General features: G+C 72.3%; 22 protein-coding genes. 9 read left to right on the top strand and 13 right to left on the bottom strand.

Annotated elements, in window-relative coordinates:
• The first annotated feature begins 11 nt into the window (after window positions 1-11).
• From AB0H12_RS11265 to iolD, 6 genes are all read left to right on the top strand, one after another.
• Window positions 12-1058 carry an ABC transporter permease gene (locus AB0H12_RS11265; RefSeq protein ID WP_499622569.1) on the top strand — a complete coding sequence of 349 codons (1047 nt, stop codon included), beginning with the start codon at window positions 12-14 and terminating at the stop codon, window positions 1056-1058.
• Complete coding sequence (locus tag AB0H12_RS11260) at window positions 1055-1837, top strand: ATP-binding cassette domain-containing protein (protein ID WP_499622568.1); 783 nt, start codon at window positions 1055-1057, stop codon at window positions 1835-1837. Before AB0H12_RS11265 ends, AB0H12_RS11260 begins: the two co-directional genes overlap by 4 nt.
• Entirely contained in the window at window positions 1834-2763 is a 930-nt protein-coding gene (iolC, locus tag AB0H12_RS11255) for a 5-dehydro-2-deoxygluconokinase (protein ID WP_499622567.1), read from the top strand. The genes AB0H12_RS11260 and iolC overlap by 4 nt, the downstream gene beginning before the upstream one ends.
• 406 nt (window positions 2764-3169) lie before the next feature.
• Entirely contained in the window at window positions 3170-4165 is a 996-nt protein-coding gene (locus AB0H12_RS11250) for a Cgl0159 family (beta/alpha)8-fold protein (protein ID WP_499623155.1), read from the top strand.
• Window positions 4162-5043 (top strand): 5-deoxy-glucuronate isomerase, encoded by an 882-nt coding sequence (iolB, locus tag AB0H12_RS11245; RefSeq protein WP_499622566.1) that lies wholly within the window; start codon window positions 4162-4164, stop codon window positions 5041-5043. Before AB0H12_RS11250 ends, iolB begins: the two co-directional genes overlap by 4 nt.
• Entirely contained in the window at window positions 5040-6887 is a 1848-nt protein-coding gene (gene iolD / locus AB0H12_RS11240) for a 3D-(3,5/4)-trihydroxycyclohexane-1,2-dione acylhydrolase (decyclizing) (protein ID WP_499622564.1), read from the top strand. Before iolB ends, iolD begins: the two co-directional genes overlap by 4 nt.
• A 15-nt stretch (window positions 6888-6902) precedes the next feature.
• Here iolD and AB0H12_RS11235 read toward each other — a convergent pair whose 3' ends face one another.
• From AB0H12_RS11235 to AB0H12_RS11225, 3 genes are all read right to left on the bottom strand, one after another.
• Window positions 6903-7262 carry a hypothetical protein gene (locus tag AB0H12_RS11235; RefSeq protein WP_499622563.1) on the bottom strand — a complete coding sequence of 120 codons (360 nt, stop codon included), beginning with the start codon at window positions 7260-7262 and terminating at the stop codon, window positions 6903-6905.
• A 1-nt stretch (window position 7263) separates the two neighbouring features.
• Window positions 7264-8112, bottom strand: a complete 849-nt coding sequence (locus AB0H12_RS11230; protein WP_499622561.1) for a hypothetical protein — start codon at window positions 8110-8112, stop codon at window positions 7264-7266.
• A gap of 105 nt (window positions 8113-8217) precedes the next feature.
• Window positions 8218-8904 (bottom strand): Crp/Fnr family transcriptional regulator, encoded by a 687-nt coding sequence (locus tag AB0H12_RS11225; RefSeq protein WP_499622560.1) that lies wholly within the window; start codon window positions 8902-8904, stop codon window positions 8218-8220.
• Window positions 8905-9250: 346 nt separating this feature from the next.
• Here AB0H12_RS11225 and AB0H12_RS11220 point away from each other — a divergent pair, with 346 nt between their 5' ends.
• A complete protein-coding gene (locus AB0H12_RS11220; protein WP_499622559.1) occupies window positions 9251-10312 on the top strand; it encodes an NADH:flavin oxidoreductase/NADH oxidase in 1062 nt (353 codons plus the stop codon).
• A gap of 75 nt (window positions 10313-10387) precedes the next feature.
• On the opposite strand, the gene AB0H12_RS11215 is transcribed toward AB0H12_RS11220, so the two are convergent.
• Window positions 10388-10573 carry a DUF3073 domain-containing protein gene (locus AB0H12_RS11215; RefSeq protein WP_123745067.1) on the bottom strand — a complete coding sequence of 62 codons (186 nt, stop codon included), beginning with the start codon at window positions 10571-10573 and terminating at the stop codon, window positions 10388-10390.
• Between the two features lie 162 nt (window positions 10574-10735).
• Here AB0H12_RS11215 and AB0H12_RS11210 point away from each other — a divergent pair, with 162 nt between their 5' ends.
• Window positions 10736-11617, top strand: coding sequence for a DUF8083 family protein (locus AB0H12_RS11210; RefSeq protein ID WP_499622557.1), 882 nt, complete (start codon window positions 10736-10738; stop codon window positions 11615-11617).
• Here AB0H12_RS11210 and AB0H12_RS11205 read toward each other — a convergent pair.
• The 5 genes from AB0H12_RS11205 to AB0H12_RS11185 all read right to left on the bottom strand — a co-directional run bounded on the left by AB0H12_RS11205 (window position 11570) and on the right by AB0H12_RS11185 (window position 15950).
• The gene (locus AB0H12_RS11205; protein ID WP_499622556.1) at window positions 11570-12766 is read right to left on the bottom strand and encodes an MFS transporter; all 1197 of its coding nucleotides are present in this window, start codon (window positions 12764-12766) and stop codon (window positions 11570-11572) included. The genes AB0H12_RS11210 and AB0H12_RS11205 overlap by 48 nt on opposite strands.
• Before the next feature lie 58 nt (window positions 12767-12824).
• Window positions 12825-13406, bottom strand: a complete 582-nt coding sequence (locus AB0H12_RS11200; protein WP_499622554.1) for an RsiG family protein — start codon at window positions 13404-13406, stop codon at window positions 12825-12827.
• A gap of 60 nt (window positions 13407-13466) precedes the next feature.
• Complete coding sequence (locus AB0H12_RS11195) at window positions 13467-14315, bottom strand: beta-keto acid cleavage family enzyme (RefSeq protein ID WP_499622552.1); 849 nt, start codon at window positions 14313-14315, stop codon at window positions 13467-13469.
• Window positions 14316-14418: 103 nt separating this feature from the next.
• Entirely contained in the window at window positions 14419-15510 is a 1092-nt protein-coding gene (ygfZ, locus tag AB0H12_RS11190) for a CAF17-like 4Fe-4S cluster assembly/insertion protein YgfZ (RefSeq protein WP_499622551.1), read from the bottom strand.
• Entirely contained in the window at window positions 15507-15950 is a 444-nt protein-coding gene (locus tag AB0H12_RS11185) for a Fur family transcriptional regulator (protein ID WP_308257356.1), read from the bottom strand. The genes ygfZ and AB0H12_RS11185 overlap by 4 nt, the downstream gene beginning before the upstream one ends.
• A gap of 34 nt (window positions 15951-15984) precedes the next feature.
• On the opposite strand from AB0H12_RS11185, the gene AB0H12_RS11180 reads away from it, so the two are divergent.
• Entirely contained in the window at window positions 15985-16827 is an 843-nt protein-coding gene (locus tag AB0H12_RS11180; protein ID WP_499622550.1) for an aminodeoxychorismate lyase, read from the top strand.
• 42 nt (window positions 16828-16869) lie between these two features.
• Here the strand turns inward: AB0H12_RS11180 and AB0H12_RS11175 are convergent, their stop codons facing one another.
• The 4 genes from AB0H12_RS11175 to AB0H12_RS11160 all read right to left on the bottom strand — a co-directional run bounded on the left by AB0H12_RS11175 (window position 16870) and on the right by AB0H12_RS11160 (window position 21806).
• The gene (locus AB0H12_RS11175) at window positions 16870-19431 is read right to left on the bottom strand and encodes a glycosyl hydrolase family 18 protein (protein WP_499622549.1); all 2562 of its coding nucleotides are present in this window, start codon (window positions 19429-19431) and stop codon (window positions 16870-16872) included.
• A 133-nt stretch (window positions 19432-19564) separates the two neighbouring features.
• Window positions 19565-20494 (bottom strand): 5-oxoprolinase subunit C family protein, encoded by a 930-nt coding sequence (locus AB0H12_RS11170; protein WP_499622548.1) that lies wholly within the window; start codon window positions 20492-20494, stop codon window positions 19565-19567.
• Entirely contained in the window at window positions 20491-21096 is a 606-nt protein-coding gene (pxpB, locus tag AB0H12_RS11165; protein WP_499622546.1) for a 5-oxoprolinase subunit PxpB, read from the bottom strand. The genes AB0H12_RS11170 and pxpB overlap by 4 nt, the downstream gene beginning before the upstream one ends.
• 74 nt (window positions 21097-21170) lie before the next feature.
• Window positions 21171-21806: a heme-binding beta-barrel domain-containing protein gene (locus tag AB0H12_RS11160; protein ID WP_499622545.1), complete on the bottom strand. Its 636-nt coding sequence runs from the start codon at window positions 21804-21806 to the stop codon at window positions 21171-21173.
• Window positions 21807-22044: the final 238 nt, after the last annotated feature.

The following is a 22044-nucleotide window of genomic DNA, read 5'->3' as shown; positions in this document are numbered from 1 at the left end:
GGGGGACGCCGGTGACTTCAGCGCCTGTGGCCGCACCCGCGGACGACCGGGTCGGCTCGTCCCGGCTGCTCGACCGGCTCGTGCTGCGACCCGAGATCGGCGCGCTGCTCGGCGCCGTGCTGGTCTTCACGTTCTTCTCGGTGGCGACCGAGCGGTTCCTCAGCACGGGCGGCGTGGCGACCTGGCTGGACGACGCGTCCACCCTCGGCATCATGGCCGTCGCGGTCGCGCTGCTCATGATCGGCGGCGAGTTCGACCTGTCCGCCGGCGTGATGACCGCGTCGACCGCGCTGGTCACGGCCGTCCTGGCGACCCGGCTCGGCTGGAACGTGTGGCTCGCGCTGCTCGCGTCGCTGGTCTTCGCGCTGGCCGTCGGCGCGCTGAACGGCTGGCTGGTGATGCGCACCGGGCTGCCGAGCTTCATCGTGACGCTCGGGACGTTCCTGGCGTTGCAGGGCCTGAACCTCGGCGTCACCCGCCTGGTCACGGGATCCGTGCAGGTGTCCGGCATGCGTTCGGCCGAGGGCTACTCGTCGGCCGGGTTCCTGTTCGCCTCGACGTTCACCCTCGGCGGCACCGCGTTCTACGTGTCGATCCTGTGGTGGGTCCTGGTCACGGTGGTCGCGGCGACCGTGCTGCTGCGCACCCGGTTCGGGAACTGGGTCTTCGCGGTCGGCGGGTCGCCGCTGTCGTCACGGGCGGTCGGCGTGCCCGTGGTGCGCACCAAGGTGCTGCTGTTCATGACCACGGCGGGCGCGGCGTGGCTGGTCGGGTCGATCAACATCCTGCGGTTCACCAGCGTGCAGGCCAACCAGGGCATCGGGCTGGAGTTCCAGTACATCATCGCCGCCGTGATCGGCGGGTGCCTGCTCACCGGCGGGTTCGGCTCGGCCGTCGGCGCGGCCATCGGCGCGCTGATCTTCGGCATGGCCCGCCAGGGCATCGTCTACGCGAACTGGAACTCGGACTGGTTCCAGCTGTTCCTCGGCGTGATGCTGCTGGCCGCCGTGCTGGTCAACAACGCCCTGCGGCGGCGGGCGGAGAGGGTGCGGCGATGACTGCTCCACTGCTGGAGGCGCGCGACATCGGCAAGACCTACGGCAGCGTGATCGCGCTGCGGGACGTCTCGACCGTCGTCAACGCGGGCGAGGTGACGTGCGTGCTCGGCGACAACGGCGCCGGCAAGTCCACGTTGATCAAGGTGCTCGCGGGCGTGCACCGGCACGACTCCGGCGAACTGCTGGTCGGCGGCTCGCCGGTCCGGTTCTCGTCGCCGCGCGAAGCCCTCGACCAGGGCATCGCCACGGTGTACCAGGACCTGGCGGTCGTGCCGTTGATGAGCGTGTGGCGCAACTTCTTCCTCGGGTCCGAGCCGACCGTCGGCTTCGGGCCGTTCCGGTTCCTGGACCGCAAGCAGGGGCGGCGGGTGACGCGGGCGGCGTTGGCCGAGATGGGCATCGACCTGCGGGACGTGGAGCAGCCGGTGGGCACGCTGTCCGGCGGCGAGCGGCAGTGCGTGGCGATCGCGCGGGCGGTGCACTTCGGGGCGAAGGTGCTGATCCTGGACGAGCCGACGGCCGCGCTCGGGGTGAAGCAGGCCGGCGTGGTGCTGAAGTACGTGGCCCGGGCGCGGGACCGGGGGCTCGGGGTCGTGCTCATCACCCACAACCCGCACCACGCCTACCCCGTCGGCGACCGGTTCCTGCTGCTCAAGCGGGGGCGTGCGCTGGGGGCGTACGAGAAGTCGGAGATCGGCCTGGAGGAGCTGACCAGGCAGATGGCCGGTGGGGCGGAGCTGGAGGCGCTGGCCCACGAGCTGCGCGGGGTCGCCGAATGACGATCGAGGTGTTGACCGTCGGCCGGGTCGGGGTGGACCTCTACCCCGAGCAGAGCGGCGTGCCGCTGGCGGAGGTGCGGACGTTCGCCAAGTCGCTCGGCGGCACGGCCACGAACGTGGCGGTGGCGGCGGCGCGTCTCGGTCGGGCGTCGGCGGTGCTGACGAAGGTGGGTCCGGACGGCTTCGGTCCCTACGTGCGCTCGGCGCTGGAGTCGTTCGGCGTCTCGTCGTCCTACGTGGGCACGGCGGCCGGCCTCCAGACCCCGGTCGTCTTCTGCGCCCTGGACCCTCCCGAAGACCCACCACTGCTCTTCTACCGCGCGCCTCTCGCCCCTGATCTCGCCCTCACGCCGGAGGACGTGCCGTGGGACCTGGTGGCCGACGTCCCACTGCTGTGGTTGACCGGAACGGGTGTCTCCGCCTCACCCGCCCGTGAGACGCAACGGCGGATCCTGCGACACCGCTCCGGCCGTGCGCACACCGTCCTGGACCTCGACTACCGGCCGATGTTCTGGCCCGACGTGCCGACCGCGCGCCGTGAGATCGGCTGGATGCTCGACCACGTGACGGTCGCCGTCGGCAACCGGACCGAGGTCGAGGTGGCGGTGGGGACGTCGGATCCGGAGGAAGCCGCCGCCCGCCTCCTGGCGCGCGGGGTCCGACTGGCCGTGGTGAAGATGGGTGGCTCCGGCGTCCTGCTCGCCACCCCGTCGGATTCGTGGACCGTGCCCCCGCACCCGGTGGACGTCGTCTGCGGCTTGGGCGCGGGTGACGCCTTCGGCGGTGCGCTCGCCCACGGCCTCCTGTCGGGCTGGCCACCGGACCGGATCGCCCGCTACGCCAACGTCGCCGGCGCCCTGGTCGCCTCCCGCCTGGCCTGCGCCGACGCCATGCCGACCGAGCCGGAGATCGAGGCCCACCTGTGAGAACACTTCGACAGGCGAGCGCCGCGCCCCCGTGCCAAGGTCAATCGACCCCCGCCCACCCGGCAACACGATCGGATGAACATGGCCGGAAAATGTACGGAAACACCGTTACCAATCCTCGGTTAAACGAGGACCGAGCGCCAGACAACCACCACCCCCTGTCCACACCGCCCACAACCCGCCCAGCCGCCCCAACCCCGACCCCCTCTCCGGCGAGCCTGTCCAACCCGATCAACGCGACCAACCCGACCAACCCGACCAACCCGGCGACCCTGGCCACCGCAGCGCCTCTGCCGCACCCGGCGATGCCGCCGACCCTGGCGTGGCTGCCGACCTGGGCGTGGCCGACGACCCCGGCGGCTCCCGTCAGGTCAGCGCCCTGTCCGGCCCCGGCGGGAGGCGTCAGGTGATCACCGACGAGCGGTGGGCAGCGCTGCTGGACACCAGGGCGACCGACCCGGCTGCCATCCGCCGCGCCTACCAGACCCGCCGCCGACGGAACCAGCTGCTGTCCGACCAGGGCACCCTGTTCCTGGTGGCGGCCGATCACCCGGCCCGCGGCGCGCTGGGCGTCGGCGGCGACCCGCTGGCCATGGCCGACCGCCGCTCCCTGCTGGACCGGCTGCTCACGGCGCTGGCGAACCCGGCGGTGGACGGGGTGCTCGGCACGCCGGACGTGATCGAAGAGCTGCTGCTGCTCGACGGCCTGCACGACAAGGTCGTCATCGGCTCCATGAACCGCGGCGGGCTGGCGGGTGCGGATTGGGAGATCGACGACCGGTTCACGGCCTACGACCCCACGTCGATCGCGGGCAACGGGTTGGACGGCGGGAAGATGCTGCTGCGCCTGGTCGACTCCGACCCCGGCACCGTGCCGACGCTGGAGAGCTGCGCGGCGGCGGTGTCGGCGTTGGCGGAACGCAGCCTGATGGCGTTGGTCGAGCCGCTGCCGTACGCGCGGAACGCCGTGGGGGAGTTGGTGTTGCAGCGGGACGCCGCGGCGTTGGCGCGGGCCGGGAGTGTCGCGGCCGGGTTGGGGGTGACGTCGGCGTTCACCTGGTTGAAGCTGCCGCCATCACCCGATGAGGTGTTGGACGCGACGACGTTGCCGGCCCTCGTGCTCGGTGGCGTGCCGTCCGCCCGGTTGAGTGACGACCTGGCCTCGTGGGGCCGGTCGTTGCGTCACCCGACCGTGCGTGGGCTGGTCGTCGGGCGCGCCCTGCTCTACCCGCCGGACGGTGACGTGGCCGGGGCGGTCGACGCGGCGGCGCGGGTGTTGCGCACGGCGCGGGAAGTCACTCGATCAGGTGACGGCGAGACTGCCGGTCAAACGGGGGATCAAGCAGGGAATCGAGTGGGGGGTCAAGCCGGGAGTCGAGAGGAGAGGGGTGGGGCGGGATGAGCCTGCATCGGCCGTTGGGCACGTTGGCGGACGGGGAGAACGCCGTCGAGCTCACCCCCGACACCGCCGGATGGGATCACGCCGGGTTGCGCGTGTTGTTGTTGCACCCCGGCGGGATGACCACGTTCGAGACCGGCGACTACGAGGCGTTCGTGCTTCCGCTCTCCGGCGGGTGCGTGGTCGAGGTCGACGGGGAGCGGTTCGAACTGGCCGGGCGGGACTCCGTGTTCACCCGCGTCTCGGACTTCGCCTACGTGCCCAGGGACGCCACCGTCCGCCTGTCCACGAAGGACGGCGTCGAGGTCGCCCTCCCCACGGCCCGCTGCGACCGCAGGCTGTCACCGAAGTACGGCCCGGCCGAGGACGTCCCCGTCGAGGTCAGGGGCGCGGGCAACGCCACCCGCCAGGTCACCAACTTCGGCGTCCCGGGCGTCTGGGACCACGCCGACCGGCTCATCGCCTGCGAACTGATCACCCCCGACGGCAACTGGTCGTCCTACCCGCCGCACAAGCACGACCACACCTGCGACGTCGTCAACGAGGAGATCTACTACTTCCGCATCGCCGGCCGCGACAAGATCACCCCATCGCGTGAAGGGTTCGGCTTCCACCGCACCTACACCGACGACGGCGACATCGACGAGGACGTGCTCGTCCGCGACGGCGACGTCTTCCTCATCCCCCGCGGCTACCACGGCCCCTGCGTCGCCGCGCCCGGCTACCCCATGTACTACCTGAACGTGCTGGCAGGCCCCGACCCCGAACGTTCCATGGCGTTCTGCGACGACCCCGCGCACACCTGGGTCCGGGACACCTGGGCGAGCCAGGACCTCGACCCCCGCTGTCCCGTGACGACCGCCGAAGGACGGGTGGAATGAGGCTCACCACCGCTCAAGCACTGGTCCGCTGGCTCACCGCCCAGCACACCGAACTGCCCGACGGCCGACGAGCGCCGCTGTTCCCCGGCGTCTTCGCGATCTTCGGCCACGGCAACGTCCTCGCCCTCGGCAACGCCCTCGAAGAAGCGCGGCCGAGCCTCCCCGTCTGGCGCGGCCACAACGAGCAGGGCATGGCGCTGGCCGCGGTCGGCATCGCCAAGGCCACCCACCGCCGCCAGGTCGGCGTCGCCACGTCCTCCATCGGCCCGGGCGCGCTGAACATGGTCACCGCCGCCGGCGTCGCCCACGCCAACCGCCTGCCCCTGCTCCTCCTGCCCGGCGACACGTTCACCAGCCGCGCGCCCGACCCGGTGCTGCAGCAGGTCGAGCACTTCGGCGACCCGACGACGACGGTCAACGACGCCTTCCGCGCGGTCAGCCGCTACTTCGACCGCATCACCCGGCCGGAGCAGCTGCTCAACACCCTCCCCCAGACCGCGCGCGTGCTCACCGACCCGGCCGACTGCGGCCCGGTCGTGCTCGCGCTCCCGCAGGACGTGCAGGCCGAGTCGTTCGACTTCCCGGACGCCCTGTTCGCCCCGGTCCTGCACCGCCCGCACCGCCCGCGCCCCGACACCCGAGCCCTCGCCGACGCCGCCGCCACCCTCCGCGCCGCGCGCAAACCGCTGCTCGTCCTGGGCGGCGGCGTCCGCTACTCCCGCGCCGCCGGCCGCGCGATCCGCTTCGCCGAACAACACGCCATCCCCATCGCCGAGACGACCGCCGGTCGCACCGAAGTCCCCCACGAGCACCCGCTGCACGCCGGACCGCTCGGCATCACCGGCTCCGCCTCGGCCAACGCCCTGGCGGCCGAAGCCGACGTGGTCCTCGCCGTGGGCACCCGCCTCCAGGACTTCACCACCGCGTCCTGGACGGTCTTCGCGCCGGACGTCCGGATCGTCTCCCTCAACACCGCCCGGTTCGACGCCGTGAAGCACGGCGCGCTGTCCCTGGTCGCCGACGCCGACGAGGGCCTGCGCGAGCTCACCGACGACCTCGGGGACTGGCGGGCCGACCCGTCCTGGGCCGCCCGCGCGGCCGAGGAGCGCGGCAAGTGGGACGCGCACGTCGACGGCCTGCGCGCGCCCGGCGGCACGCCGACGTACGCGCAGGTCGTCGGCGTGGTGAACGAGGAGTCCACCCCGGAGGACTACGTGCTGACGGCGTCCGGCGGGCTGCCCGGCGAGCTGATCGGCGGCTGGCGCGCGGTCGGCGAGGCGACCATGGACGTGGAGTACGGCTTCTCCTGCATGGGTTACGAGCTGGCCGGCGCGTGGGGCGCGGCGATCGCCCGGCCGGACGGCGTGGTGACCACGCTCCTGGGTGACGGCTCCTACCTCATGCTCAACTCGGAGCTGTTCTCGGCGGCGTTCGCCGGGCACGGTTTCGTGGCCGTGGTGTGCGACAACGACGGCTACGCCGTGATCCACCGCCTCCAGACCGGCCAGGGCGGCAAGGGCTTCAACAACCTCTACGACGACGTGACGACACGGCACGCGCACCCCCCGCGCACCGATTTCGCCGCGCACGCCGCCTCGATGGGCTGCGCGACGTTCCCGGTGGACGACCTCGACGGCCTCCGCGACGCCTACCGGAAAGCCCGGGAAGTCGCGAAGACCGAGCACCGCCCGGCCGTGGTCGTGATCCGCACCCACCCGTCCTCGTGGACCGAAGCGGGCGCGTGGTGGGAAGTCGGCGTGCCGGAGGTGGCGCACCGCCCGGAGATCACCGCCGCGCACGACGAAGTGGCCGCCGGCAAGGCGAAGCAGATCCGCTACCTCTGACCCGGCCGGTCGACTTCACCGCCCGGCGGTGGCGCCCGCCGCGAAGTCCTCGGCCACCCGCGGCAGGGCGGGGCCCACGTCGTGCAGCACCGCGCGCAACGGCGCGGCGGCCTCCGGGCGTTCCCACAGCATGGTGTGGATCGACCCGCGCCACTCGGTGGTGAACTCGGCCCGCGCCGGCTCCAGCCGCGCCCTCGGCACGGCGACGAGCCGGCTGCGCGCCTCGTCCATCCGGGCGCTGACCAGGTCGACCAGGTCGGGGGCGAGGGCCGCGGCCACCCGGGTCCGCAGGTCGGGCCACTGCTCGGTGTCCGCCACCGTCGCCAGCGCGCCCGCAGCCGCGCCGGCGAGGAGTCTCAGCGGTTGCTCGCGCACCTCACGTCCTCTCGTCGGTGTCCCTGCGGTAGCTCGGGCCGAAGTGCGAACCCCGCTGGTCGTTGCGGTCGAAGTGCTGGATCACGTCGGCCTTCTGGTGGGTCACGTGCGCGTCGTGGCCCGCCTGGATCACCGTCGACCCGCCGGAGGCCACCGCGCTCTGGTTCACCGACGCCGGCGAGCCCACGACGGGCGAGACGGGGTCGGGCGCGATCGGGTCGGGCGAGACCGGGGCGCCCGGCTCGGCGTCCGGCGCGCCGTCCAGGACCAGCGCGTGCACGTCACCGCTCGGCAGCCACATCCACCCGTGCCCGCGGAACGCCTTCACCCGCACGTCCACCCGCCGGAAGTCCTCGGGTCGCAGCGTGGTGTACCGGGCGGCGACCAGCGACGTGAACAGGGAGTCGGACAGCACCACGACGAGGTCCGAGCTCGGCGACTGCTCCAGCGCCTCGTGCGCAGGCTCGCTGTTGAGCAGCCTGCTGACCAGCACGGCGTCCTGCCCGGGGTAGCCGTTGGCGCCCTCGACCGTGGTGCCGAAGTGGATCGCCATCCGCAGCCGCAGCTTGGCCTCCGGCACCCGGTAGCGGTTGGTCGCGGACAACTCGGCGTCCAGCGCGCGCACGTACCGGTCGACGACGTCGCCCTCCGGCGTCGTGGCGGGCAGCACGGCCCACTCCTCGTCGCCCTTGGCCTGCCGCCGCCACGTCGAGCGGTCCAGGCCCGCGGCCTCGCCCGCCCGGTCCAGGCTGCGCACCAGCAGCTCCTGCAGCTCGCGCTGGAGCTGGTCGTCCGCCGACCCGTAGCTCCTCAGGTCACAACACACCAGCAGACTGCGCTGGAAGCTCATCGGCCAAGCCTTTCGACGGGTGCTGACGCACTGCGGACACACGACTGCGCAGAGTCACTGTGGACTACTGCATCGGCGGGAATACCGCAGAAATGCGGTCTCGCGTCAGAAGCCCGCGAATTTCCTCAGCCCCGCCAGATCCGGCACCAGCACGTCACGCCTCAGGTGACTCACCACCACCCCCGCTTTTCGCAGATCGGAGAACGCCTTCTCGGCCGTTCTGGGCTTCATCCCGGCGATCGAGGCGAGTTCCACCTTCGTCAGCGGAATTCCCAACGTCCACCCGTGGGCCTCTTCGCGCCCGTAGGTCTGCACCAATTCGGCCAGCACCCTGGCCACCCGTTCGGCGGCCGGGTGGGACAGGAAATCCCGCCGGCGCTGGTTCGCCCAGCGCAGCCGGTCGTTGATCATCCCGATCAATTCGACGAAGACGTCGTTGCGCCGGTGCAGGAAGGCCATCAGCTCACCGCTGGTGATCAGCTTCGCGACCACGTCGCCACAGGTGACGACGGTGGCCGAGCGCGGCTTCTGGTCCAGCGCCGCCATCTCGCCGACCAGGTCGCCCGCGACCCTGATCGCGAGCAGCGCCGTGTCGCCCGTCTCGTCCGTGGTCTGCACCTTGACCACGCCGTCGAGCAGCAGAAGGACATGAGTGTCCTTCGCGTCCTGCTCGATGACCTCGCGGTCGGCCGTGTACCGCACGACCGTGCCGATGTTCAGCAGCTCTTGTCGGGTGTTGTCTCGGAGGCGACCCAGGAGGCTGTTGCTGGGCCACCCTGGATCCTGCGTCATCGTGGTCGGCATGGGCAGCATGTGGATCCTGTTACTGTCGTGACCGGCGGGAACTTCCAATGGGCCGACCTGCGTCGGGCGGCAAGTGATGGTCTCCCCGAACGTGCTGCGGACAGTACACCCGAATGGGCGTAACTGGTGTCCTCTTGTTCGGCGTTGTGCCGGCCGACCTCCCACTGAAGATCACGTGCGAATGCACGCGCAATACCGAATCGAATGGAATTGCGCAGCTCTCGTGAGGTGGGACGGGTGCCACACCCGGGAACAAGGGGCCGATCCGGTGAGCTTGGACGTGGTGACGCGCCGCAGGGCCGTTGTCGTTCCGGAACGCCTCCAGGAGTCGCACGTGAGCCAGCTGTTCAGCCCGTTGACCCTCCGCACGGTCACGCTGCCCAACCGCATCGCGGTCAGTCCCATGTGCCAGTACTCGGCGCAGGACGGCCACCCGAACGAGTGGCACCTCGTGCACCTCGGCTCGCGCGCGGTCGGCGGCGCGGGCCTGGTGTTCACGGAGGCGACCGCGGTGCAGGCCGTCGGGCGCATCTCGCCGGACGACACCGGGCTGTGGGACGACGCGCACGTCGAGTCGTGGCGGAAGGTCGTCGACTTCATCCACGCGCACGGCGCCGTCGCCGGCGTGCAGCTCGCCCACGCCGGCCGCAAGGGCTCGACCTACGCGCCGTTCGCGCCGCGGCGGGGCGGGGTCGCGGACGCCGACGGCGGTTGGACGCCCGTCGCGCCGAGCGCCGTGCCGTTCCACGAGACCTACCGGACGCCGGTCGAGCTGGACGCCGAGGGCATCGCGGGGGTGGTCGCCGACTTCGCCGCGGCGGCGAAGCGCGCGCTGGCGGCCGGCTTCCGGGTGGTCGAGGTGCACGCCGCGCACGGCTACCTCCTGCACGAGTTCCTGTCGCCGCTCAGCAACCACCGCACCGACGCCTACGGCGGCTCCCCGGAGAACCGGACCCGGCTGGTGCGCGAGGTCACGGCCGCCGTGCGGGAAGCCGTCGGCGAGAACGTGCCGGTGTTCGTGCGCATCTCCGCCACCGACTGGGTCGAGGGCGGCTGGACCGCGGAGGACAGCGTCGTGCTGGCACGCGGCCTCGCGGCCCTGGGCGCCGACGTGATCGATGTGTCCACCGGTGGCAACACGCCCACGGCGGACATCCCGATCGGCCCCGGCTACCAGGTGCCGTTCGCCGAGACCGTGCGGCGGAAGGCCGACGTGCCCACCGGGGCGGTCGGCATGATCACCGACGCCCGGCAGGCCGAGCAGATCCTCGCCGATGGCTCGGCCGACCTGGTGCTGCTCGGCCGGGAGTTCCTGCGCGACCCGTACTGGCCGTTGCACGCGGCTCAGCAGTTGGGGGTGCAGGTCAGCCCGCCGAGGCAGTACGCCAGGGCGTAGTTGGGCCCGCTGCAAAGGTTGGGCTGCCGGTCTGGACAACCGGCAGCCCAACCTCAGCAGCGGGTGTTGTGTGTGTCAGCGACGGTAGTCGTCGTATTCGTCGTCCGACGGGTCGTCGAAGCGTTCTTCGCTTCGGCGAACACCTGCGGACTCGCCGCCGGACAGCTCGCGTTGCAAGGCGTCGACGTCGATGTTGTGAGAGCTGTATTTGAGCTCCCGCGCCACCTTGGTCTGCTTGGCCTTCGCTCGGCCGCGCCCCATGGCTCGACCCCCTCGCACAGGGACGGGGGCGGCCGGGGGAACGGCGGCCCCACTCGTCTCGACAACTAGTTCCTGGTAACTACCGTACCGTGTCGAAGGGGTTCCCCGCGACGCGGTAGGCGTGACACGTACCGCCAAATCTCACCGTGGGAGGATGCGCGGGTGCCTCAACCGTTCGTCGCCTACCTCAGGGTGTACGAACCGCTGTCGGCTCTTGACGCACCGTTGGCTGATCAGGTGCGAAAAGCCCTGGAAGACGGGGTCTTGAGCCGTGCGGACGTCGGCGCGCGCGAACGGGAGCTGTGGTTGCGATCACAACTTGCCCGGCCGCGTCGCCTCCTGCCCGGTGAGCGGTCGGACGGCAGCGTCTCGCCCGACGCGCCGTTCGACGTGATGACCATCAGTCCCGCCGAAGTGCCGGGAGAGGTCGGTCCCGGTCCGCTGGTCTGCCCGCTCGACCTGCGCGCCCGGTCGGCCGCCGCGCTCGTCGGCTTCCTGGCCACGGCCACCGGCCCGTTGCGGGAGGAGGCCGTGGCGGTCGAGCCGGAGGAGATCCGGTCGCGGGCGTCGGCGGTGATGGCCGAGCTGACCGCGGGCGCCGTGCACGTGATCTCGACCACCTGGACGGTGCCGCTGCCCTGGTTCGCGCTGGTCGAACCGGAGGCGCGGCGGGTCGTGCTCGCCCCGAAGGGCGACCCGGAGCGGCAGGTCTCCTGGCGGGTGTCCATGGCGGACGCCCGCGCGCGGGTGGCCCGGGCGCACCGGGTGGTGTCGAGCTCGCTGGGCGACGCCGGTCCGGCCAAGGTGCTCGCGGACACCGGGCGCTGGCTCGACCACTTCGCGCCCGACTCGGCCGTCGAGCTCGACTACGGCGGGTTGGTGCAGCTCATCGACGACGAGGACCTGCTCGAGGACAGCTCCGCGACCGACGTGAACGCGATCGTGGACGCCCTGGAGGCCGGCGACGCCGAGGAGGTCGCCCTCCGGTACGAGCGGCTACGGGAGTTCTGGGGCGAGCTCGCGCGCCGCGAACGGCACGGTTAGCAGCGCGCGGGCGCCCACGGCCGCCGCCGCGGCCAGGAGCAGGGCGGCGGGCCAGCCGATGCCGACCGCGACCAACCCGGCCAGCGGCGGCGTGACGGTGGCGCTCAGGTAGTTGGCGGTGTTCTGCATGCCGAGCGCGATCCCGGTCCGGCCGGGAGGCGCCAGCTCGCCCGCCGCGGTGATCGCGACGCCGTTCCAGCACAGGGCCAGGGCGGCGGTGGGCACGAGCACGGTGGCCAGCAGCCACACCGGCGCCCGGTCGAGGGCCGCGCACAGCGCGAACCCGATCGCGATCAGCACGCTCAGCACCTTCAGCGGCTGGACGCGGGTGGTCGACCGGTCCGACCACACACCGACGAGCAGCCGGCCGACACCGCCGCTGACCTGGGCGGCGGCGAACAACCCGGCCGCCAGTCCCACGGCCACGCCCCGGTGGTCGTGCAGGAGTTCGACCATCAGGGCGGCGGCGGTGAACTGGGGCACCACCAGCAGGCCACTGGCCGTGCTGAGTCGGATCAGGTCCGGGTCCTTGAGCACCAGGCCGTGCCGCCCGTGGCCGGACCGCACGGCCCACGGCGGCTCGCGGACCCACAGCGCCACCGCGATCGCGACGAACCCGGTGAAGCCGGCCAGCGCCAGGAACGCCACCGGCACACCGGCCCGGAGCGCGACCACCGGCAGCACGACGGCGGCCAGGGCCGCGCCGAGCGGGGTGGCGGTCTGCCGGATGCCCATGGCGAAGCCCCGCCGCTGCGCGGGGAACCAGGTGAGCACCGCCCGGCCGCTGGCCGCGTTGACGCTCGCGCCGAACAGCCCGACGCCGACCAGCGCCACCCCGGCGACCACGGGCCCGTCGAAGGCGGCCAGGGCCAGGCACCCGGCCGCGCCGAAGCCGCCGACGGCCATGATCAGCCGCTCACCGCGCCGGTCGGCCGCCGCGCCCCACAGCACGAGGGTGAGCATCGTGCCCAGGTTGACCGCGCCGAGCAGCATCCCGACCTGCGGCAACGACAACCCGAAGTGCGCGCGCAGCTGCGGTGTGATCGCCGGCAGGCCCAGGAACACCGCGGCGTTGGCGCCTTGGGCGACTGCGCCGACCGCGAGCACCACCCACCGGTAACCGGGCGACGTGGACCGTTGTTGTGCCATCAACCGGCCACGTTAGGTGGCCGGTCCACTCAGTGGGAGTGTGTTCCCATCCTGTGGGCTACTCCTTGGTGCGGCCGGGGTTGGCCGGCCAGCCCCGTTCCGCGGCCAGCAGCTCGTCCACCGAGGCGCTGCCGCTCTGGTAGCGCCCGGCGATCTCGGCGTTGAGCTGGTCGACCACGGCCTGCACCTCGCGCCGCCGCGACGAGACCGAGGCCTCTTCGCCGACGAACACCCGCAGCGCCAGGATCAGCTTGTCGTCCGTGAGCGCGCTCACGTCCGACAGGTCGACGTCGGAGACGAGGGCCTCGACGTGCCGCCGGTGCGCCTCCGCCCGTGACGGCTCCTGCGTCTGGTAGCGCCCGAGGCCGGTCGCGGGACCGACGGCGTTCGACGCGAGGATGGTCGCCAGCTGGTCGACCACCGCCGAACCGCCGGACGTCCGCCGCTCCTGCTCGGCCCGCACGATGTCGATCCGCGCGTGCAGCAGCCTCCGCAGGTACGACAGGTCGGTCTCCTCCTGCGCCGCTTCGTCGCGCAACGCGCGCACCTCGGCGAGCGGGAGCCGCTCGACCCCTTCGGTGTAGTCGGGGGCGAGCACCCGGTCGATACGGCGGCGTCCGCCGGGACGCACCTCGATCACGTACTCATCCTGAGGTAGTTCGTGCCCACCCGCCAACACAAACCTGCTTCCAAAGTTGTCTCAAACCTGTACCGGACTGCGCACGCCCAAGAGCGCACGTGCGTCCGCGGGCGACAGCGGCGGGCGCTGGGCGATCTTCGCCAGCCCCGCCGCGCGAGCGACCAGTTGCGCGTTGTCCCGGACCGGCTGGCCCTTGGCGTACGAAATGGTGTCTTCCATGCCCACCCGCAGGTGACCGCCTGCGGCCAGCGCCGTCAACATCACCGGCAGGGTGGTCCGCCCGATGCCCGTCGCCGAGAACGACGCGCCCTCCGGCAGCAGCCGCAACGCCGCCACCAGCGTTTCCGCGTCGCCCGGCATGCCGCCCGGCACGCCCATCACCAGGTCGACGTGCACCTTGCCGCCCGCGGGCAACCCGTGCTGGTCCAGCAGCCGTCGCAGCGACGCCAGCTGGCCGATGTCGAAGATCTCGTACTCGGGGACGATGCCCCGCTCCTGCATTCCCTTGTGCAACGCGACCACGAACTCCCAGCGGTTCAGGAAGACGTCGTCGCCGAAGTTCACCGTGCCCATGGTGCAGGACGCCGAGTCGGGCAGGGCGTCGAGCACCTTGAGCCGGTCCGCCTCCGGGTCGGTCACCGCGCCGCCCGTGGACAGCTGCACGACCAGGTCCGTCTGCTCGCGCAGGGCGGCGACCGCGGCCTTGAGCAGCCCGAGGTCCAGCGTCGGCCTGGTGTCCGCGCCGCGGATGTGCACGTGCACCATCGCGGCGCCGACCTGCTCGCACGCCCGCGCGGCGGCGACCAGCTCCTCCAGCGTGACCGGCAGCTGGGGCACGTCGGCCTTCGCGTGCTCGGCCCCGGTGGGCGCGACGGTGATCAGCGTGCCGTGGGATCCGGGTCGGGACATGTCGTGATCCTGGCACAGAACCCGTTTGGGCCAGCGCCTCAGCGGTCCCCCGCGGGCCGGGAGCCGCAGGCGGGGGTAGTCGCCGGTTTTCCGGTCCGGACGATCACCGGCCCAGGTTGCGCGCCGCCTCGCGGCCGAGACCGGGGGTGTCCGGCGGCACCGAGTCGGGGTCGACGTTCGCCTGGACGCGCCGGTCCTCCGCGCCGACCAGCAGCTCGGTCTCGGGCGAGACCGACCGCTTGACCAGCGCGAGCACGATCGTGCCCAGCTCGTGGTGCAGGGCGACGCTGCCGACGCGGCCGACCACGCGGTCCTCGACCAGCACCGGGTCGCCGGTCTCCGGCTGCACCTCGCGCGACCCGTCCAGGTGCAGCAGCAGCATCCGGCGCGGCGACCGGCCGACGTTGTGGACCTTCGAGACCGTCTCCTGGCCCCGGTAGCAGCCCTTGTCGAGGTGCACGGCCTCGCCGATCCAGTTCACCTCGTGCGGGATCGTCTTCTCGTCGGTGTCCACGCCGAGCCGGGCGTGCAGGGACTCCACCCGCAGCGCCTCGAACGCCCAACTGCCGGCCGGGCGCGCGCCCGCGTCGGTGAGCCTGCCCCACCAGTCGGCGATCCCGCCGCGCGGGACGACCAGGTCGACCGCGTCACGGCCCGGCCAGGTCGTCCGGCGGGCGAAGCCGTGCTCCAGCGCGACGACGCCGTGCGGACCGGCGGGCAGCGGCAGGTCCAGCTTGGTGAACAGTTCCTCGATCTCCGGGCCGACGACGGTCAGCACGGCCAGCTCGGCCGTCACGTCCCGCGGCTCGACCTTCGACCAGAAGACCATCTTGGTCAGGTACGCCAGCAGCTCGGCCGCCCGCGACGCCTCCGTGTCGAGGTAGACGACACCGCCGATGTTCGCCACCACGAAGTGGTGCTCGACCCGGCCCTGCACGTCCAGGATCAGCGCCTCGGTGCCCTCGTCCTCGCCCAGCGCGGTGAAGTGCTGGCTGGTCAGCGAGTGCAGCCAGGTCAGCCGGTCGTCGCCGGGCACCGCGAGCACGGCGCGGTTCGACCGGTCGAACACCGCGACCGACCGCGCCGCCGAGCGCTGTTCGGCGAACGGGTCGCCGAAGTGCCACGGGACGCCCTGGTCGGGGGCTCCTTCGAACGGTGCGACGGCGCCGGGGGCGGTCAACAGCGGTGAGTTCACTCGGACTCCTTCGGTGCGCTCAGGCACTCGCGGCACGTGCCGGACAGCGCGAGGTGGCTCGCATCAAGTTCGAACCCGTGCTCGGCCCGCAGTGTTCCCCCGAGGGGGGAGAGCAACTCGCACGGCACCTCGTCCACCCGGCCGCAGCGGTGGCACACCAGGTGCACGTGCTCGTGCGCGTGGACCGAGTAGTTCGGCGCGCCGTGCCCGAGGTGGGTGTGCCGGACCAGGCCGAGCCGGTCCAGCAGGTCGAGCGTGCGGTAGACCGTGGTGATGTTGACCGTCGGCGCGGTGACCTGGACGCGCTGGCAGATCTGCTCGGGTGTGGCGTGGCCCAGTTCGCGCACGGCGTCGAGCACGAGCTGGCGCTGGGGTGTCATCCGCATGCCGCGTTCGTGCAGCGTTTTGCGCAGGGCTTTCGGGGCGCTGGCGGTGTCCACGAATCCGATGGTAGGCCGTGAGTAGTCTCACGGTATGCGTGTGCTCGCACTACTGGACGGAACGCTGGCCGACCCCGACGCCCCGCTGATCCGGGTCGACGACTTCGGCCTGATGCGCGGCGACGGTGTCTTCGAGACCATCCTGGTGGTCGACGGCAAGCCGCGGGAGCTCGCTCCGCACCTGGACCGGCTGGCCCGCTCCGCGGCCATGCTCGACCTGCCCGAACCCGACCGCGCGGCGTTCGAACGCGCCGTCGACCTCGTGCTGGACAACTGGGCGGGCGGCGCGGAGATCGCGCTCAAGCTCGTCTACACGCGGGGTGTCGAGGGCGGCGACGGCACGCCGACCGGCTTCGCGCTCGGCATGGACATCTCGCCGAAGGTGATGGCGCAGCGGGCCGAGGGCATCGCCGCGATCACCCTCGACCGGGGCGTCGAGCCGGGGCTGATGGACCGCGCGCCGTGGCTGCTGCTGGGCGCCAAGTCGCTGTCCTACGCGGTGAACATGGCGGCGATCCGCGAGGCGGAGCGGCGCGGCGCGGCCGAGGTCGTGTTCACCACGTCGTCCGGCTCGGTGCTGGAAGGTCCCACGTCCACCTTGATCATGGCCCGCGGTCGGACCCTGACCACGCCGCCCGCCGAGCTGGGCATCCTGCCGGGCACCACGCAGGCGGCGCTGTTCCGCGCCGCCGGGCGCGAGGGCTGGGCGGTCGAGGTGCGGCCGATCGAGGTCGAGGAGCTGTACTCGGCGGACGGCGTGTTCCTGGTGTCGAGCGTCCGCAAGATCACCCGCGTGCACACGTTGGACGGCAAGACGCTGCCGGACGCCGCGGAGCTGCACACCCGGCTGGCCGCGCTGTACGAGTCGGAGTACTGACGGTGAGGCGGCCTCCCGCGGTGACGGGAGGCCGCCGTCGCGTCACCTCAGGCCGGCGTCCACGGCGTTGATCAGGGTGCCGTTGGCGGTGTCGCCGGACATCTCCCAGATCATCGCGCCGAGCAGGCCGCGCCGCTTGAGCCAGGCGGTCTTGTGCTGGATCGCCCACACGTCGTCGAACGTCCACCACTGCCCGCCGTCGCCGGTGAAGCAGGACGTCGCCACGGCGGCCTCGTCGTGGCGCACCGCGCAGCCGGGCACGCTCGCCAGCAGGTTCGAGTACCCGCGCGTGCCCGCCTCCTCGGCGAACTGGCCCGGCGCGGCGCCCGTCGCCGACTGCCACTCGCCGTTCTTCGCGCCGGCCTGGACGCCCTGCCAGCCGCGGCCGTAGAACGCCAACCCGATGGTGATCTTGCGCGGGTTCACGCCCGCCGACGTGTACGCGTCCACCGCGTTCTCGACGCTGAAGTGGAACGAGTACGGGTCGTCCGCGTCGGCGTAGAGGTTGCCCTGGTGGCCGGTGCGGTCGGGCTCCCACGAGTTGTCGCTGCCCGCGCCGTGGAAGTCGTAGCCCTGCACGTTGAAGACGTCCAACGACTTCGCCACCGCCGGCAGGTCCCACCCGGCCTCGATCTTCGCCGGGTCGGCCGGGGTGAACGCGGTCAGGTCGTACCGCCTGCCCGTCTGCGCGCCCAGCTCGTCGAGCTGGCGGCGGAACTCGTCGATGAGCAGGGTGTTGTTGCTCTTGTCGTCCGGGCCGACGTGGTTGCCCGCGTGCCCCTCCGCGCCCGGCCACTCCCAGTCGAGGTCGATGCCGTCGAAGATGCCCGCCGCCGTGCCGGGGCCGCCCGCCGCGTTGTGGACGGGCAGGTTGCCCTTGATGTAGACGTCCAGGCAGGACTTCACGAACTTCTCGCGCGCCGCGTCCGTGGCCGCGACGTCGGAGAAGTACTTCGAGTAGGTCCACCCGCCCAGCGAGATCAGCACCTTCAGGTGCGGGTGCTTGGCCTTGAGCTTGCGCAGCTGGTTGTAGTTGCCGCGCAACGGCTCCCAGCCGGTGTCGCCGACGCCGTCCACGGACCGCGCCGCGCTGAACGGCCTGCTGTAGTCCGCTTCCGCGTCACCCGCGCCGTCGCCCTGGTTCGGGTCCTGAGGGTCGGGCGAGGTGCCCTTGGTGACGCCGTGCAGGCAGGTCAGGTTGACCGGGTCGATGTTGCCGAACGCGTAGTTCAGGTGCGTCAGCTTCGCCGCCGTGCCGCTGGTGTCGAGGTTCTTCACGAAGTACTGGCGGCCGTAGATGCCCCACTGCACGAAGTACCCGACCCGCGCGTACCCGTCGACGATGTCCGAGGTCGACACGGTGACGGCGGTGCTCGGGCCCGACACGTTGTCGTGCAGGTCCCGGGCGCGGACGGTGAACGTGTAGGCGGTGGACGGTGACAGGCCGTCGACGCGCGCCGTCGTGCCGGTGACGGTCGCCTTCACCGCGGCGCCCTGGTGGACGTCGTAGTTGGCCACGCCCCGGTTGTCGGTGGCCGCGTCCCAGCTCAGCGTGATGCTGCCGGCGTCCTTGGCGGTGCTGCGCAGGGTCGTCGGCGCGGTCGGCGGCTGGGTGTCGTCGGCCGGGTCGTTCGTGGTTGCCGTCAGCACGTTGGATGCTGTGGACAACGTGCCCTTGGTGTCCTTGGCCTTCACGGTGAAGGTGTAGGCGGTGTTCGGGGTGAGGCCGGTGACGGTGGCGCTCGTCGACGTGACCGTGGTGGCGAGGGCGGCGCCGTTGTAGACCTCGTACCCGGCGACGGGCAGGGAGCCGGGGGTCGAGGCGGTCCACGCCAGCGAGACGGTCCTGGTGGTCTTCACCGGCGAGTGCAGGTTGCCCGGCGGGGTGGGCGGTGTGTCGGGCGTGCCGTCGCAGTTGGCGTTGTTCACCCGGCAGGTGACCGGTTCGGCGGCCCGGCTGAGCGTGAACGTCGGGCTGTACGGCTCGGTGGAACGGCGTGCGCCCACCCTCCGGTTGTAGTGCGCCGGGTTGAGCGTGACGGCGTTGCCGGTCTGGCTGATCGTGGCGTGCTGCGCGCCGCTCGCCGTGACGCCGGCGGGCAGGGTGAAGGTGATCGACCAGTCGGCGAGCACGGCGTCGGTGTTGTTGTCGACCACGAACTTGCCGATGGAGCCGGTGAGGCTGAAGTCGGCCGTGGTCGGCGCGGGCGGTGGTGGCGGTGGGCCGCTGCCGTCGCAGTTCGCGCCGTTGACCGTGCAGGTCGTCGGGTCGACGGCCTGGCTGAGGGTGAACGCCGGGCTGTACGGGTCGGTGTCGCGGCCCGGCTGGAGGGTGCCGATGTAGAACGAGGGCGTCAGGGTCACCCGCGTGCCGGTCTGGGTGGTGGTGGCGTGCCGCGCGCCGCTGACCGTGACGCCGGCGGGCAGGTCGAACTTGATCGACCAACCGGAGACGGCGGCGGTCGTCGGGTTGGCGACCACGAACGTGCCCGTGGCGCCGGTCCTGCTGAACGTGGCGGTCAAGCCGGTCGCGGCGGCGGCAGGTGCGGACAGCGCTGCGGTGGCCAGGACGAAGGCCAGGAGCGCGGTGAACGGTCGGCGCATCAGGGTGTGCCTCTCGAGTGCGGTGACGGTCGAGAACCACGGCGGCCTGGGTTGTGCCGGTCCTTTCCGGGACTTCGCCGAACGTAGGTCGTGCGGCGGTCGTTGACAATGGGTCTAGACCAATTGCGTCCGTTCAGCCGCGTGGCGCGAAGCGCAGGCGGGTGCCGGGCCTGGCCTGCCCGAGCAGCGGGAGGACGTGCGCGGCGACCACGCCGATCACCGGGTAGCCGCCGGTCGTCGGGTGGTCGGCGAGGAACACGACGGGCCTGCCGTCGGCCGGCACCTGCACCGCGCCGGTGACCAGCCCTTCGCTCGGCAGCTCCTGCCCGACCCGGCACGCGGTCCGGTCCAGCGCGGTGCCGGTGAGGCGGAGGCCGACGCGGTTGCTGCGGTCGGACACCGTCCAGCGGCCCTCGCGGAGTCGGCGCGCCGGGTCGTCGAACCAGTCGTCGCGGGGGCCGAGGAGGACGGGGACGACCAGGTCGTCCGGGGTCCGCGCGGGGACCAGGACATCCACGCCCACCGGCACGCCGGTCGGGTCGCCGAGGGGCAGTTCGTCGTCGGGCCGCAGCGGGGCGGGGCCGAGGCCGGAGAGCAGGTCGGTGGACCGGCTGCCCAGCTCGGCCGGGACCGCGATGCCGCCGGACACCGCGACGTAGGACCGGAGGCCGCCGCTGGGCGTGCCGAGGGTGAGGGTGTCGCCGGGCGCCAGGTGCAGCGGCGAGTCGCGCAGGACGCCGTTGACCAGGGCCGGGGTCGACGGGCCGGTCACGGCGGCGGTGCAGGAGGCGTTGGCGCGCAGGGAGAGGCCGCCGAGGAGCACTTCGAGGCAGGCGGCGTCCTCGGGGTTGCCGACCAGGCGGTTGGCGAGCGTGAGCGAGTGCGGGTCGAGGGCGCCGGAGGGTGGGACGCCCAGGTGCGCGTTGCCCGGCCGGCCCAGGTCCTGGACCAGGGTCTGCGGGCCGGTGCGCAGGACGGTGAGGGTGCGTGAGCGTTGAACTCGGGGGTCCTGGACGTAGGACTCTCGCGTGCCGGGCGTAGGACCCACGGGGTGGGTGGTCATCGCACGGCCTCGAAGCGGACGCGGTCGCCCGGGGTGAGCAGGGCGGGGGTGGGGCGGCGCGGGTCGAACAGGGGCGCGTCGGTGCGGCCGATCAGCCGCCAGCCGCCGGGGGTGGCGCGGGGGTAGGCGGCGGTGAACTCGCCCGCCACGCCGACCGAGCCGGCCGGGACCTTCGTGCGCGGCGAATCCAGGCGCGGTTGGCGCAGCGGTTCGGGCAGCCCGGTCAGGTAGGCGAAGCCGGGCGCGAAACCGCAGAACGCGACCCGGTACTCCGCGCCGGTGTGCAGCTCGACCACCTCGGCCGCGGTCAGGCCCGCCGTCTCGGCGACCAGGTCCAGGTCCGGGCCGTCGTAGCGGACCTCGATGACGACCTCGTCACCGTCGGCCCCGGGGTGGTGGACGAGGTCCGCCGTGGTCAGGAGCTTTCGCACGGCCGCCGCGCCACCCGGCCTGGTGACGACCAGGACGGTGCGGGCGGCCGGGACGAGTTCGACCACGTCCGGCAGCCGGGCCGCCGCGACGGCGGCGCGCACGGCCTCCACCTCGCCGAGCGAGTCCACCTCGACGAGCACGCCGTCCGTGCCGCAACGCCGCAGCTGCATAGGTCAAGAGTAAGCGAGGATTGTTGAACAATCCAACTGCGAAGGCTGTCACCACGCCCACAGCCGGGACAACGTCAGCCGACGATGCGCTGCAGGTGTGCCGAGGTGTGCGGCTGAAGCGGTTGGCCGACCATGGCCCGCTCCTCGACGTACGCCAGGTCGCCGTTGTTGACGATGCCGTACAGCCGCTGGGCGCCGACGACCTCCTTGGCGGTCGCCGTGCGCACCACCGCGTCCGTGGAGATCTCCCACGACGTCTGGTTGCGCGGCTTGCCGTAGTACAGCTCCACGATCCCGGTGTTGTGCGTGATCAGCACCTCGATCGTGTCGTCCGGCTGCGGGCGCCAGAAGCCCGTCTCCCGCGCCGCCTGGCGGATCACGCCGCCGTTCTCGTCCAGCAGCCAGGCCCGGGCCTCGTAGTACAGGAACGGCCTGCCGTCGTGCGCGAACGTGATCTGCTGCCCGTACCGGAACGGGCCGTCGATCGTCGGGTACACGACCTCGCCCTCGCCGCGCCACACGCCGACCAGCGGCAGCAGCGCGAGGCAGGCGTCGTGCAGCGAGGGACCGGTGCGCAGGTTCGCCGTGTCCGCCGGGATCGGCAGGTCGTCGAACTGCGGCAGGTTGCGCGCCCCGGTCACCGAGGCACGCGAAGCGGCGGCCTGCACGGCCGCGTCACCACTGCCCGGAACGGGCCCGTTGTCGCTCACCGCTGGTCGGAGAACAGGCGGTACACCACGTACCCGGCGAACCACACGACCAGCAGGGACACGAGGACCAGCAGTCCTGTGAAGAAGTGTTCCACCCTCCCAGTTTAGGCACCCGGGCCCGGACGCCGCCGACCCCGGTGGCGAACGCCACCCGGGGGGGCCGCGGGGAGCGCCCGGGGCCCCCCCCCAACCGAACAGCACACCACAAAACAACACACACAAAAAAAGCATTAACGGA

Origin of the sequence: Actinosynnema sp. NPDC023794, assembly GCF_040639675.1 — a bacterium.
Lineage (GTDB): Bacteria > Actinomycetota > Actinomycetes > Mycobacteriales > Pseudonocardiaceae > Actinosynnema > Actinosynnema luteola.
The sequence above is the reverse complement of the archived record's forward strand: the minus strand, read 5'-3'. Positions and strand labels throughout refer to the sequence as shown.

Excerpts from the sequence above, each read along its gene's own strand:
- AB0H12_RS11260 (WP_499622568.1), top strand. The coding sequence starts at position 1,055 with ATGACTGCTCCACTGCTGGAGGCGCGCGACATCGGCAAGACCTACGGC.
- iolC (WP_499622567.1), top strand. The coding sequence starts at position 1,834 with ATGACGATCGAGGTGTTGACCGTCGGCCGGGTCGGGGTGGACCTCTAC.
- iolB (WP_499622566.1), top strand. The coding sequence starts at position 4,162 with ATGAGCCTGCATCGGCCGTTGGGCACGTTGGCGGACGGGGAGAACGCC.
- iolD (WP_499622564.1), top strand. The coding sequence starts at position 5,040 with ATGAGGCTCACCACCGCTCAAGCACTGGTCCGCTGGCTCACCGCCCAG.
- AB0H12_RS11230 (WP_499622561.1), bottom strand. The coding sequence starts at position 8,112 with ATGAGCTTCCAGCGCAGTCTGCTGGTGTGTTGTGACCTGAGGAGCTAC.
- AB0H12_RS11225 (WP_499622560.1), bottom strand. The coding sequence starts at position 8,904 with ATGACGCAGGATCCAGGGTGGCCCAGCAACAGCCTCCTGGGTCGCCTC.
- AB0H12_RS11215 (WP_123745067.1), bottom strand. The coding sequence starts at position 10,573 with ATGGGGCGCGGCCGAGCGAAGGCCAAGCAGACCAAGGTGGCGCGGGAG.
- AB0H12_RS11205 (WP_499622556.1), bottom strand. The coding sequence starts at position 12,766 with ATGGCACAACAACGGTCCACGTCGCCCGGTTACCGGTGGGTGGTGCTC.
- AB0H12_RS11195 (WP_499622552.1), bottom strand. The coding sequence starts at position 14,315 with ATGTCCCGACCCGGATCCCACGGCACGCTGATCACCGTCGCGCCCACC.
- AB0H12_RS11180 (WP_499622550.1), top strand. The coding sequence starts at position 15,985 with ATGCGTGTGCTCGCACTACTGGACGGAACGCTGGCCGACCCCGACGCC.
- AB0H12_RS11175 (WP_499622549.1), bottom strand. The coding sequence starts at position 19,431 with ATGCGCCGACCGTTCACCGCGCTCCTGGCCTTCGTCCTGGCCACCGCA.
- AB0H12_RS11170 (WP_499622548.1), bottom strand. The coding sequence starts at position 20,494 with ATGACCACCCACCCCGTGGGTCCTACGCCCGGCACGCGAGAGTCCTAC.
- pxpB (WP_499622546.1), bottom strand. The coding sequence starts at position 21,096 with ATGCAGCTGCGGCGTTGCGGCACGGACGGCGTGCTCGTCGAGGTGGAC.